At 43.0% G+C, this 13,787-nt stretch carries 13 protein-coding genes; 12 read left to right on the forward strand and 1 reads right to left on the reverse strand.

Going from position 1 to position 13,787, the window contains the following annotated elements; translation table 11 throughout:
- The first annotated feature begins 295 nt into the window (after window positions 1-295).
- Window positions 296-733: a helix-turn-helix domain-containing protein gene (locus AC13DA_RS06245; protein WP_284452184.1), complete on the forward strand. Its 438-nt coding sequence runs from the start codon at window positions 296-298 to the stop codon at window positions 731-733.
- Window positions 734-953: 220 nt separating this feature from the next.
- Window positions 954-1,370, forward strand: a complete 417-nt coding sequence (locus AC13DA_RS06250) for a hypothetical protein (RefSeq protein WP_007146902.1) — start codon at window positions 954-956, stop codon at window positions 1,368-1,370.
- A gap of 49 nt (window positions 1,371-1,419) precedes the next feature.
- Here the strand turns inward: AC13DA_RS06250 and prlC are convergent, their stop codons facing one another.
- Window positions 1,420-3,459 carry an oligopeptidase A gene (prlC, locus tag AC13DA_RS06255; protein ID WP_284452183.1) on the reverse strand — a complete coding sequence of 680 codons (2,040 nt, stop codon included), beginning with the start codon at window positions 3,457-3,459 and terminating at the stop codon, window positions 1,420-1,422.
- Window positions 3,460-3,601: 142 nt separating this feature from the next.
- On the opposite strand from prlC, the gene AC13DA_RS06260 reads away from it, so the two are divergent.
- The 10 genes from AC13DA_RS06260 to AC13DA_RS06305 all read left to right on the forward strand — a co-directional run bounded on the left by AC13DA_RS06260 (window position 3,602) and on the right by AC13DA_RS06305 (window position 13,787).
- Complete coding sequence (locus AC13DA_RS06260; protein WP_284452182.1) at window positions 3,602-4,396, forward strand: UDP-2,3-diacylglucosamine diphosphatase; 795 nt, start codon at window positions 3,602-3,604, stop codon at window positions 4,394-4,396.
- Window positions 4,396-5,448, forward strand: coding sequence for a glycosyltransferase family 4 protein (locus AC13DA_RS06265; RefSeq protein WP_007146905.1), 1,053 nt, complete (start codon window positions 4,396-4,398; stop codon window positions 5,446-5,448). Before AC13DA_RS06260 ends, AC13DA_RS06265 begins: the two co-directional genes overlap by 1 nt.
- Window positions 5,449-5,584: 136 nt before the next feature.
- Window positions 5,585-6,310 (forward strand): MlaA family lipoprotein, encoded by a 726-nt coding sequence (locus tag AC13DA_RS06270; RefSeq protein ID WP_007146906.1) that lies wholly within the window; start codon window positions 5,585-5,587, stop codon window positions 6,308-6,310.
- A gap of 97 nt (window positions 6,311-6,407) precedes the next feature.
- On the forward strand, window positions 6,408-7,394 hold the full coding sequence (locus tag AC13DA_RS06275; protein ID WP_284452181.1) for a calcium/sodium antiporter: 987 nt from the start codon (window positions 6,408-6,410) through the stop codon (window positions 7,392-7,394).
- A gap of 2 nt (window positions 7,395-7,396) precedes the next feature.
- Window positions 7,397-8,371, forward strand: coding sequence for a KpsF/GutQ family sugar-phosphate isomerase (locus AC13DA_RS06280; RefSeq protein ID WP_007146908.1), 975 nt, complete (start codon window positions 7,397-7,399; stop codon window positions 8,369-8,371).
- Window positions 8,372-8,380: 9 nt separating this feature from the next.
- The gene (gene kdsC / locus AC13DA_RS06285; protein ID WP_273178729.1) at window positions 8,381-8,902 is read left to right on the forward strand and encodes a 3-deoxy-manno-octulosonate-8-phosphatase KdsC; all 522 of its coding nucleotides are present in this window, start codon (window positions 8,381-8,383) and stop codon (window positions 8,900-8,902) included.
- A complete protein-coding gene (gene lptC / locus AC13DA_RS06290; protein ID WP_284452180.1) occupies window positions 8,886-9,458 on the forward strand; it encodes an LPS export ABC transporter periplasmic protein LptC in 573 nt (190 codons plus the stop codon). The genes kdsC and lptC overlap by 17 nt, the downstream gene beginning before the upstream one ends.
- The gene (gene lptA / locus AC13DA_RS06295) at window positions 9,442-10,308 is read left to right on the forward strand and encodes a lipopolysaccharide transport periplasmic protein LptA (RefSeq protein WP_284452179.1); all 867 of its coding nucleotides are present in this window, start codon (window positions 9,442-9,444) and stop codon (window positions 10,306-10,308) included. Before lptC ends, lptA begins: the two co-directional genes overlap by 17 nt.
- Complete coding sequence (gene lptB, locus AC13DA_RS06300) at window positions 10,308-11,033, forward strand: LPS export ABC transporter ATP-binding protein (RefSeq protein ID WP_007146912.1); 726 nt, start codon at window positions 10,308-10,310, stop codon at window positions 11,031-11,033. Before lptA ends, lptB begins: the two co-directional genes overlap by 1 nt.
- A gap of 63 nt (window positions 11,034-11,096) precedes the next feature.
- Window positions 11,097-13,787 carry an ABC transporter substrate-binding protein gene (locus AC13DA_RS06305; RefSeq protein ID WP_284452178.1) on the forward strand — a complete coding sequence of 897 codons (2,691 nt, stop codon included), beginning with the start codon at window positions 11,097-11,099 and terminating at the stop codon, window positions 13,785-13,787.

Consider the following 13,787-nt stretch of genomic DNA (forward strand, 5'->3'; position numbering starts at 1 on the left):
ATGAAGACTCAGGCGAAGGTGGAAACAGAAAATTGGCAGTAGAGTAGGCTGAAGAGGATCAATCAGATAATCCGCTGAGAAAGATTTTCTTCTTTACATCTTTGGCATTTTATCAACCAGAAATTCCGGATACCCAAATAAAAAAGGGCGAATAGCCCTTTTTTAATGCCAGTAAACAATTAAGTTTTTCTCACCATTTCATTTGTCACAAAAATGTCATACGCTTCATTCATAATCGTAATATTTTGATATAGCCGCTATTTAGTTCTTTTTCGGTCACTTTATGGAGTTGACAATGACAAGCACAGAACAGGTAAGCAGTCCCCGCAAAAAATTACTCGCCCCAGCCCAGGTTAAACGCTGTAAAACGATAGCTGCTTCCACCAATGACTATAGTGCTCGAGCCAATGTTTTACTTGCTCTCCATAGCGGTGCCAGCCAAATGCAGGCAGCAACACAAACTGGACTGACTATCGGTCAGGTACGTTATTGGGCTGCTCGGTTTCGTCAACTCGGTATGGATGCCTTCCCTTCCAGCTCAAATGAAAATCCAGCCCAAAGTGCTCAAACAGCAGATGCCTTAACTGAAGAAAAACCTAAAAAAGTCAAAAGCAAAGATAAGAAAAAATCAAAAGCCGACAAAACCAAAAATAAAGATAAAAAATCTAAAAAAGATAAGTCCGCTAAAAAAGACAAGAAAAAAGCCAAAGATAAAAAGAAAACTAAAAAATAGTCGCATTTTTCAGTACCGTAATTACTACGGAGAAACAAACTCAGTTGGGCGAAATCTTCGACGTCTGTTTTTCAAAGACGCTGACGATCATAGTATTTGGTTTTCATTATTGATATCACTTGAGCTTGAGCATGCAAATATAAATTGACTGTGAGCGATTTATTGTTCAGCCTGATCCGTCTCTAGCTGAAAATGACCTATATTTAAGAGAGAATAGATAATGAAAAAATACCTTGCTTTAATCCCTCTGCTTTTTCTTGCACAACAGGCGTTTGCTGTAGATGCAGAGCATGAAGAAGCCTACAAAAAACACTACAGTGAGCAACTCCGTCCCATGGTGATCAAAAAGCTCGGTATGGACAGACCCGATCTGAGTGCAGCGGCAATTAAAAGAGAAGCCGATGCTTATGTGCAGAAAATGGCAGGATGTCAGCTGGAAGGCTTAGGCATCTTCCCTGAAAAATATCGCGAAAAAGCGATTATGCCTGTTGCGAAAGGCGGTGATGTCGCACAAGCCACACAAGCCCTGAATGAAGAACTTAAAAAAGATATTGATGCTGGCAAAATTTCTAAAGATGAAGTGATGACCATTATCCAGTCAGCACAACAAACTGTGCAGATTTGTGCAAACTCTTAATAAAAATAACGCGATAGAATAAAAAAGGGCCTTTCGGCCCTTTTTTTATTTATGCAGCAATACCAGAATGTCTTAATAAGGCATCTATTTCAGGCTCGCGGCCACGGAATGCAATAAATAATTCCATCGGTTCTTTTGAACCGCCCTGCTCCAGAATATTATTCAAAAATTCCAGCCCCGTTTCGCGATCAAAAATGCCTTTTTCTTCAAACTTAGAAAATGCATCGGCTGATAATACTTCTGCCCACTTATAGCTGTAATAACCAGCGGCATAACCACCAGCAAAGATATGACCAAAGCTATGAGCAAAGCGATTAAATTTTGGTGGCTGTACCACGGCAACCTGATCGCGTACTTCGGCCAGAATTTTATCCACTTGATTTCCACCTTCTGGATCAAATTCCAGATGCAAACGGAAATCAAAAATAGAGAATTCGAGCTGACGCACCATCATCATCGCTGACTGGAAATTACGCGCCGCAATCATTTTTTCATACAGTTCTTCAGGCAGTTTTTCACCGGTTTCATAATGACCAGAAATGAGATCTAAGGCTTCTCTTTCCCAACACCAGTTTTCCATAAACTGACTAGGTAACTCGACCGCATCCCAAGCCACACCATTAATTCCTGACACACCCGCATAATCAATTTTTGTCAGCATATGATGCAGACCATGACCAAATTCATGGAATAAGGTCGTAACTTCATCATGGGTAAATAAGGCTGGTTTATCACCGACAGGCTCAGAGAAATTACAGGTCAGGAAAGCCACTGGCGTTTGCAGCCCCTTGGCCGTTTTCCGACGCACCAGACATTCATCCATCCAAGCGCCACCACGTTTGTGCTGGCGAGCATATAAATCCAGATAAAACTGACCACGTAAGTTGCCGTTTGATTCGCGAATTTCAAAGAAGCGGACATCTTTATGCCAGGTATCAATATCGGTACGTTCACTGATAACCAAACCATATAGGCGGTTGACGACAGCAAATAACCCACTGACGACTTTATCTTCGGGAAAGTATGGCTTTAACTCTTCTTGAGAAATGCTGTAGCGCTGCTGGCGTAATTTCTCAGCAAAGTAAGTGACATCCCAGGCTTGTAATTCATCCATGCCTGCTGTTTCTTTTGCGAAGACTTTCAGTTCTTCAAATTCTTTAACCGCAATCGGTTTACTACGCTCGGCCAGATCAGTCAGAAAGTCCATGACTTGTTCCGGACTTTGTGCCATTTTTGTTGCCAGTGATCGCTCAGCATGGTTAGCAAAGCCAAGTAAGTTAGCTAAACGATGACGAAGTTTGAGAATATCCGCCATGACCTGCGTATTGTCCCACTGTCCGGCATTCGCTCCCTGGTCAGAGGCTTTGGTCGCAAATGCGGTGTACATTTCTTCGCGGAATTCACGATTATCCGCATAAGACATGACCGGCATATAAGACGGGAAATCCAGTGTAAACACCCAGCCATCAACATTATCACGTTTGGCGAATTGCTCTGCCATGGCAATGGTGGATTCGGGTAATCCAGATAACAATTCTTTATCCGTAACATGCTTTTTCCAACCGTGTGTCGCATCCATCAGATTTTCTTCAAACTTAGCACTCAATTCGGTCAGTTTTTGCGTGATATTTTTATATTCATCGCGATCGGCCTGATTTAGCTCAACCCCGGATAAACGGAAATCCCTGACCGCATTATCAATGACTTTTTTCTGAGCCGTATCGAGTGACTGATAAGCCTCACTCTCAGCCAATTGTTTATATGCGCGATACAGGTCTTCATTCTGACCCAGCTCGGTACCGAACTCACTCAGCATAGGCAAACACGCATTGTAGGCTTTTCTTAACTCATCAGAATTCACCACTGAATTCATGTGACTCACCGGCGACCAGACACGATCAATTGATACATCGATATCTTCCATCGGCTCGACAAGGGTTTCCCATGTCGGATGACTGACTTGAGTGAGTAGTTTATCTACTGCTTGCCGAGCCTGACTGATGGCTTGCGTCACCGCAGGCTCAACATGCTCAGGTTTAATCTCAGAGAAAGGCGGTAATACATAATTTTCTAATAATGGATTGCTCATTGGGCGTCTCAATTTTGGCTGTTGTTTAATGATACGACAATTAATTCAATAAGTTATCGTCATCATTCTGCAACATAACATTCATCATGCTGCAATATTTATTCGATAGTGTGCCCTCAAAATACTAAGGAAACGACACATTATGCAAACACAAGTGAGTCATAAAGAGAAGTTAAAAGTTCGCAGCGTCTGGATTTCTGATATCCATCTGGGATTTCGTGGTTGCAGCGCAGACTTTTTACTGGATTTTTTGCATAAGGTCGAATGCGATTATTTATACCTGGTAGGAGATATTGTTGACGTCTGGGAAATGAAAAAACGTATGTTTTGGCCTCAGGCACATAACAACGTTGTTCGTACCTTATTAGGTAAAGCAAAACATAACACCAAAGTCATCTACGTACCTGGCAATCATGATGAGTTATTGCTTGACTTCAATGGCGCGGTATTCGGTAATATCGAAATTCAAAATGAAATGATTCACACCACGGCGGATGGTAAAAAACTGCTCATTCTGCATGGTGATCAATTCGACAGTGTGGTCAAAATTTCTCCCTTACTGGCAAAATTAGGCGGACGACTCTATGACTATCTGCTGAGAGCGAACCGGCTTGTTAATTATGTTCGCCGTAAAATGGGTTTCTCTTATTGGTCACTGGCAGCATTCTTAAAACATAAAGTGAAAAATGCGGTGCAGTACATCAGTAATTTTGAAGAAGCGGTGGCCCATGAAGCAGCCAAACAAGGAGTTGATGGTGTTGTTTGTGGTCATATTCATCGCGCAGAAATCACCCGTATTAATAATGTCGATTACTTCAACTGTGGTGACTGGGTAGAAAGCTGTACAGCTTTAGTTGAGCACCCTAATGGCAAAATGGAAATTTTGTACTGGGCCGACATCATCGAACAACCGCAAGCCATCGCTCAGGCAGCCTAATGAAAATCGTCATCATCACCGATGCCTGGGAACCCCAGGTAAATGGGGTGGTACGCACCCTGAAGCAGACCCGTAAACATTTAATCGAGCTGGGTCACGATGTTCATCTAATTACCCCTGAACAGTTTAAGACTGTCCCCTGCCCGACTTATCCGAGCATTCCATTATCGTTATTTCCAGGCAGAAAGGTTAGTAAATTACTCGATTCCTATCAGGCTAATGCCGTCCATATTGCTACTGAAGGTCCTCTAGGGATGGCAGCAAGAAGATGGTGTATTAAAAACGATGTGCAATTTACCACCTCTTATCATACGCAGTTCCCTGAATATGTCCGTTTGCGCCTTCCCATTCCATTGAGATGGAGTTATGCCTGGTTTCGACGTTTTCATGGCAAAGCCGTGCATACACTGGTTCCAACAGCCTCTCAAAAGCAACGTCTGATTTCTCATGGTTTCAAGAATGTTGAAGTATGGGGACGAGGTGTGGACACAGATATATTCTCACCTGATAATCCAAAACAGCTTGGTTTAACCGGTCCTGTGTTTATGAATATGGGACGCGTAGCTATTGAGAAAAATATTGAAGCCTTTCTGCAGTTAGACATTGACGGTAATAAGGTGGTGGTGGGTGATGGCCCGGATCTCGAACACCTGCAGCAAAAATATCCTGACGTTACCTTTACTGGAGCTAAATTTGGCAGAGAGCTCGCCTCTTATGTCGCTGCAGCAGATGTCTTTGTTTTCCCAAGTAAGACAGATACTTTCGGTCTGGTATTACTGGAAGCGATGGCCTGCGGAGTTCCCATCGCAGCCTACCCTGTCACAGGACCGGCTGACATCGTACAACAGGGGGTGACCGGATTTCTTGATGACGATCTCACAACAGCTGCGAAAAAAGCCTTAACACTGTCTGCTGACGATTGTATTGAGTATGCAAAAAATCATAGCTGGATGGCCTGTACAAGAGTATTTTCAGACTTCATGTTCAATAATCAGCAGAGCAGTAAACTGGAAGATACCGATATCACAAATCACTCATTTTGGTGTCTTTAAAATCCGTCCTGTTGTTTTTTTGCAACTCAGTTCACATTACCATGTCATAAACGCAACAGATGACTTGCATTGCTATAAGTCCGCGTGCGATTATTTCTCGGGTCGATAAGAATAAAATTTAAAGGATCATAATTCGATGTCTACCCTGAGCTCAGTTTTCAAACTCGGTTTTTTGGCAACAGTATTGCTGCTCACTGGCTGTGCCACAAGCAACAATCCCAAAGACCCTCTTGAGGGATATAACCGTGCAATGTACAAGTTTAACGACACAGTGGATAAAGCCATCCTGAAACCTGTAGCTAAGGGATACGACACGGTAATGCCTGCCCCACTTAGCCAAGGCGTGAGCAACTTTTTTAGTAACCTCAACGACATCACTGTGATTATCAACGATTTATTACAGTTCAAATTTAAACAAGCGGCGAACGATACTGGCCGTTTTGTATTGAATACAACGGTTGGTGTCGCCGGTATTTTTGATGTGGCTAGCCTCAGTGGTAACTACAAAAATAATGAAGATTTTGGTCAAACGTTAGGAGCTTGGGGAGTAGAACCAGGTGCTTATATCGTGCTGCCATTTTTCGGACCAAGAACGGTACGTGACTCATTTGGCCTGGTAGGTGATTACTACACTGATCCTGTGACCTATGTTGAGGGTCCTGGTGCTCGTAATGCATTCCGTGGTGTTCGCATAGTTGATAACCGTGCCAATTTATTAAAAGCTGAAAAAGTACTTGATGAAGCAGCAGCTTCAGATGAATACAGCTATGTAAGAGATGCCTATCTTCAGCATCGAGAATATCTTGTCCATGACGGTCATCCTCCAACTAGTGATGATGATTTTGATTTGTTTGACGAATGATCTAACGACAAGTCGCAAGCGAGTCCTTATAATGATTAGCCGGGTATATCCCGGCTTTTTCATATCTAAAATTAACATTTAATCCACATGGAAGCTCATGACAACTATTCTGTTTATATCAGCCATTATCGCTGGATTCGTGATTTTGATTTGGGGAGCAGATCGATTTGTTGATGGAGCCGCAAACATCGCCACCAATTTTGGTGTATCACCGCTAATCGTTGGTCTTACCATTGTTGGTTTTGGCACATCCGCCCCAGAAATGTTGGTTTCAGCACTGGCTGCTATCGACGGTGCTCCGGCTTTGGGTATTGGTAATGCCATTGGCTCTAACATTACCAATATTGGTCTGGTACTGGCTATCACCTTACTTATTGCCCCTTTGACCGTGCATTCTGACACTTTAAAACGTGAATTTCCCGTCTTATTGTTCGTGATGGCATTGTCATTAGTATTATTACTCGATGGTGAATTGAATAGGATGGACGGCATTATCCTATTCAGCGGATTTATTATTACCTTGGCCGGAATGGCTTGGTTAGCTATCAAAGGGAGTAATAAGCAGGATCCGTTGGAAGCAGAGCTTGAAGCAGAATACGGCACCACTAAAATGACCGGGAAACAGGCGACATTTTATTTTGTGATTGGCCTTATCGCGTTGTTAATCGGATCTAAATCCCTGGTATGGGGTGCAACAGGCATTGCTCACCTGCTTGGCGTCAGTGACTTAATCATTGGTCTGACAGTGGTCGCTATTGGTACCAGCTTACCTGAGCTGGCCGCATCTGTTGTGTCGGCATTGAAAAATGAACATGACATCGCCGTCGGTAACATTCTGGGTTCTAATATATTTAATATTCTCGCGGTATTGGCCATGCCTGGATTGATTGCGCCTTCCCACATTGATCCTATGTTACTTTACAGAGATATTCCTTTCATGATTGGATTATCCGTCGGCCTCTACTGCTTCGCCCGTTTCAGCCAGAATGGGCGAATTGGCCGTGTTGCCGGTGTACTGATGTTAGTCGTTTATGTCACATACAATGGCTTGCTTGTTTATCAAAACACACCAGGATTAAGTTAAACGTGATCGATAAAGAAAAACTCAGCACACTTGCCAAAGCTGTGATTGATACGGAAATTGAGGCTATTCAGGCATTACATGAACGTATCAATGAAGACTTCATGCGTGCCTGTGAGTTTATGCTCAACTGCCAGGGACGCGTAGTCGTCATTGGTATGGGCAAATCGGGTCATATTGGCAGCAAATTAGCTGCGACGCTTGCTAGCACCGGCACTCCCGCGTTTTTTGTTCATCCCGGCGAAGCCAGCCATGGTGATTTGGGGATGATTACCGATAAAGACGTCGTCCTTGCTCTATCCAACTCTGGTGAAACCAGTGAAATTCTGACCATCCTGCCATTGATTAAACGGCTGGGCATTCCATTTATCGCCATGACAGGCAGACCTGAATCGACTTTAGCGACCTGTGCGACAGCGCATATAGATGTGAGTGTTGCGCGAGAAGCCTGCCCACTAGGTCTTGCCCCAACCTCAAGCACCACAGCAGCTTTGGTGATGGGAGATGCCCTGGCAGTAGCTTTACTCGAAACCCGTGGTTTTACTGCTGAAGATTTTGCCCGCTCACACCCGGGCGGCTTGTTAGGCCGTCGTTTATTACTTCGCGTTTCTGACATTATGCATACTGGAGATGCTATCCCCGAAATCAATGAACATGCTCTCATCAGTGAAGCATTGATTGAAATGACCAACAAAGGTCTGGGCATGACGGCAGTGGTCGATGAAAAACAACACATTCTGGGCGTATTCACTGATGGCGACTTACGCCGGGTGTTATCTCAGGAAATAAACATTCATACAGAAAAATTGTCAGACTATATGACGCGGCAGTGTAAAACGGGGACGGCTGAGATGCTGGCCGCCGAAGCATTAGAATTAATGCAGCGGTTTAAAATTAATGCCTTACTGATAGTGGATAAACAGCAGCAATTATGTGGTGCCATTAACATGCACGATCTGCTTCGGGCAGGCGTCGTTTAAGAGAAACTCATGCAAGATATTTTAGAAAAAGCAAAAAAGGTAAAACTCGTCGTATTCGATGTGGACGGTGTGTTAACCAATGGTCAAATCATCATTGGTGATAATGGTGAAGAATACAAAGCCTTCCATTCACGCGACGGACATGGGATGAAACTGTTGCAATATACTGGTGTTGAAATTGCCATTATTACTGGCCGCACCTCCCGTACAGTTGAACATCGAATGCAAAGTTTAGGTATAAAATACGTTTATCAGGGCCAACGAGTAAAACTGCCGGTTTTCCAGCAACTGATAAAAGAACTTAAATTATCGCCGGAACAATGTGCCTATGTTGGCGATGATTGGGTAGACTTATCTATCATGAGTCGTGTTGGACTCGCCATAGCGGTTCAAGATGCTGACCCGATTGTAAAAAAACATGCTCACTTTATTACCACCTCAAAAGGGGGGCACGGTGCTGCTCGTGAAGTGTGTGAGTTGATAATGGAAGGACAGGGAAACCTGCAAGACCAAATTGAACGCCATTTTTAATCTACCTCGTTATCTACGCATCTTATTGCCTCTGGTAGCCATCCTGAGCATCTGGCTCTTATTGTCCGGCGAAAACGAACCTGTTGAAGCTGAAAAGAACGATATTCATCGCAGCAGTGATTACGCAATGACTGATTTTACAATGACGATCATGGATATCAATGGCACGCCGGCCAGGGTTATCAAAGGTAAAGAAATGGCTCATTACCCAGCCGATGACAGTACTGAAATCGTTGATCCCATTGCAGAATTCTTAAAACCGGGTAAAGACTCGTGGGTCATCACCTCAGATCATGGTCACACCCAGGGTGATAACAAAACTATCCTGTTAACAGGAAATGTTATTATCACTAATGAGAATGATCCGGCATTTAAAATGCTGACCGATAAGTTAACTTTAGACACACAATACAATACTGCATATACCGACCATGCTGTCACCATCAAAACCCCAAATGGCGATACTGACTCAGTAGGTTTACATGCAGATATGAATGATGAAACCATTAACCTGCATTCCAGGGTCAAAGGACAATATGATGCACCTGCTAACTAAGTTATTAACGGTATGTTTGATGTTACCAGCAATCAGTTGGGCGTTGCCGAGTGACCGTGAAAAGCCGATTAATATCGAAGCCGACCATGCTCAGATGGATGATCAGGAAGGTGTAACCCAATACAAAGGGGATGCTATCCTCACGCAGGGTACATTAAAAATCACTGGTGATATCATCACGTTTTACTACAATGAAAATAAACAGCTGACCAAGGCTGTCGCAGTAGGGAAACTGGCCACCTATCAACAAGTTCACAAGCCAGGCGAATCACCTGTCAAAGCGAAAGCGATTCGTATGGAATATTATGCAGATAAGCAAAAAATTTATCTGATTGGTGAAGGTCACGTCTGGCAAAATGGTGATGAATTCATCGGTAATCGTATAGAGTATGACATCGCTAAAAATGTTGTCAGTGCTAACTCTGCACCTGTGAATGTGGGTGGCGAAACGCATGATTCAGGTCGTATCCACATGATCATCCAACCCATGACGCAGCAGAAAAAAGCTAAGCCAACCACGCCTAAGCCTAAACCGGTTGACACGCCTGAAGTAGACGCGCCTGCTGAAAAAGCACCCGTTCAAGCTGAAGAAGCCACACCGACAACACCCAAACCTGCTGCTGAAGCACCATTGTCAGTTAAGGAATACCCTGAAGTTATTACCACCAGCCGTTTGAATGTCCGCACAGGTCCAGGAACAGGTTATCAACGTCTGGGCACTCTCGACCAAAATCTTCGTGTGATCGTTTTAAGCCGCCAACAAGGCTGGGCGCAAGTCAGAGGTACGCTCAATGGAGAGACCGTGATTGGTTGGGTGAATGATTATTATCTAGAAGCGATTGACAACTAATGAGTATCCTTTCAGCCCATCAGCTTGCTAAGCAATATGGCGATAGGCAAGTCGTTAAAGATATATCACTGGACGTTAATAGTGGTGAAATTGTAGGTTTGTTGGGCCCTAATGGCGCCGGTAAAACAACCAGCTTTTATATGATTGTTGGCTTAGTGCCCGTTGATCACGGTTATATTTATCTCGATCAACAAGAACTTACCCATTATGCCATCCATGATCGAGCTAAACTGGGCATTGGTTATTTGCCTCAGGAAGCCTCGGTTTTTCGTAAGCTCAGTGTGGAAGATAACCTTTATGGCATCATTGAGACCCGCACTGAACTGAATGATCTCTCCAAACAACAACTACTCGAACAGTTACTAAAAGACTTCCATATTGAACATATCCGTCACTCAAAAGGCATGGCTTTATCAGGGGGTGAACGAAGACGTGTAGAGATTGCCCGTGCACTCGCGATGGATCCTCAATTCATTTTATTAGACGAACCTTTTGCTGGCGTGGACCCGATTTCAGTTCTGGATATTCAAGGCATCATTCAAGAATTGGCAGCACGAGGGATTGGTATATTAATCACTGATCATAACGTCCGTGAAACGCTCAAAGTTTGTCAACGAGCTTATATCTTTAACGAAGGTGAAGTAATTGCCCGTGGAACGCCTGAAGACATTCTTAAAGATAAAAATGTGTTAAGTGTCTATCTGGGCCGTGATTTCAGGATGTGACATTACTAGCGGAAGAGTAATCTGTTCAGTTACCATAGAAACAGATCTACTTTGGCTATGTCTATGAATTTAAAATGGCTTTTCATTATTTTTGTATTTTTTTACAGTGGTGCAGCATACACTGAAGAAAATACAAAAAATAACGATCTTAAGCATGTCACGATAAAACTTCACTGGGAACATCAGTTTCAGTTCGCAGGAATCTATGCTGCCAAAGAGAAAGGCTTTTACCGTCAGGCAGGGTTGGATGTAGAGATACTTAGCGGTTATAACCATCCCTACGATGAAGTGGAAAATGGAAATGTCGACTTTGGCATATCCGGCACCGGAATAGTGATGGAATATATGAAAGGCCGTCCCTTTGTCGCATTGGGAGCCACCTTTCAGAGTAGTCCATATGTATGGTTAGTTAAAGCTGACTCTGGTATTTATTCTGCAGCAGATTTTATCGGCAGAACCATCAACCGGCAATCTGAAGCTGATGATTTAACAGCTATTTTTCTGCAGCAGCATGTTGATACGTCTAAGATAAATTTTGTCCCCCCCAGTAAAAACTACCTCAATGATCTGATCAGTGGTCGCATCGATGGTGTCACAGCCTATATTTCCAATGAACCCTTTTACATGCAAGAACAGAATGAACCCTATAGGGTTATTTCACCAAGGGATTATGGCATTAATTTCTACAGTGACATCCTCTTTACAACTGAACAATATATTGATGACAACCCAGATCTGGTAGATGCGTTTCGAAACGCGACCTATCAAGGGTGGACATACACCGCCGAACACACTGATGAAATCATCGATTTGGTTCTGGAGAAATATAATCCTCAACATAAAACACCTGCTCATGTTCACTATGAAGCAGAACAATTATTAAAGCTTAGTCTTTATCCAACGGTCGAGTTTGGTCATATCACGGTCAGTCGCTGGAAACAAATTGCTGACGTTTACGAGAGCTTGGGAATTAACAAGAAACAACGAGATCTGGATGAGTTTATCTACACAGAACCTGACAATGAAGTTCTGATGTTTAAATGGCTGGTGATGATCCTTGGCAGTCTTAGTCTTGTCATCATTATTTTCTATTTGTTCAAACGCCACCATAACCGGATATTAACAGAAGAGATCCAAACCAAAACTGAATCAATAAAACAAGAGTTGGAGAACCGTTCTGCTTTAGAAGCGACCGCGAAACAGGAAAGTCTCAAACTGCAGACATTACTCGACAATACTATTGATAGTGTCATTACTATCGATGGTAATGGCATTATTGTCAGCTTCAATAAAGCATCGGTACAGCTCTATGGTTACGAAGCCGATGAAATTATCGGCCAGAACATAACGGCATTAATGCCTGCCAGTTATCGAGATATGCATAAATTAGGAATGTCACGGTTTTTATCCACAGATGAAAGCCGGATTATTGGCAAACCGATAGAATTAGAAGCCCTTCATAAAAGTGGCACTATTTTTCCGATTGAATTAACCATCAGCCATTTCAAATGGGATGAAAAACATTTTTTTACCGGTATTGCCCGGGATATTTCGAGACAAAAAGCAGAACAAAAGGCATTGGTCCAAGCTAAATTAGAAGCAGAACGTGCCAATAAAGCTAAATCTGAATTTTTATCCGCCATGAGTCATGAACTCAGAACCCCTTTAAACGGTATTTTAGGTTTTTCGCAACTGCTTCTGACAGATAATGATCCGCCACCTTCACAACAACAACGCCATCAAATCAAACAAATCATTGAAAGCGGTGAACACCTGTTAAACCTGATTAATGACGTACTCGAACTCTCTAAAATCGAGTCTGGGAATATTCAATTATCCACTGAGCATATTCCAATCAAACATATTTTTGATGCGTGTTTACCTATGTTGGAAACGATGGCAAAAAAATATGATGTAGAGATCACTTTGCCAGAACAGAATGACACCGTTGTGGTTGCCGATCTGACCAAATTAAAACAAGTCTTTATTAACTTAGTCACTAATGCCATCAAATACAATAAAGCGGGTGGTCAGGTTATTATCACTACGCGATTGGTTCCACAAAATGGTTGTTTGAAAATGACGATTACCGATACGGGTCATGGCATTCCAATCGGTAAACAAGTCCATGTTTTTACTGCATTTGAACGTCTGGGCCAGGAATACGCCAATATTGAAGGCAGTGGCGTCGGACTCAGCATCAGTAAACGTCTGATCGAAGCAATGGGAGGTAAAATTGATTTTGCCAGTACAGAAGGTCAAGGCAGTAGCTTCTGGATTGAGCTTCCTTTATCAACACAACAGCCGGCTTGGCAATCGGAACAACGTCCGGCTTTGGAGGCGCTTAACAAGCAGATTTCAGCAAGACGTAACGATACACAACTGAATACTGAACCACGGCATGTGCTTTATATCGAAGACAATCCAGCCAATATTCGCTTGATAGAAGTCTTCTTCTCACGCTACCCACACGTCACGTTTCATAATTGTGTATCTGCCGAAGATGGACTCGAATTTATCCATCAACAACGGCCTGATCTCATATTGATGGATATTAATTTACCCGGTATGTCAGGTATCGAGGCGACAAGAATACTCAAAAATTCAGATCAATTTAAAGATATTGCTGTTATTGCCCTGACGGCGGCGGCAATGCAGGAAAATAAAGACTCTGCAAAAGGCTTGTTTACAGCCTATGTCACCAAACCGATCGACTTTGCTCAATTAACCCAACTAGTTCGCCCCTATCTCTGA

Source organism: Methylophaga sp. F-2, assembly GCF_056859315.1.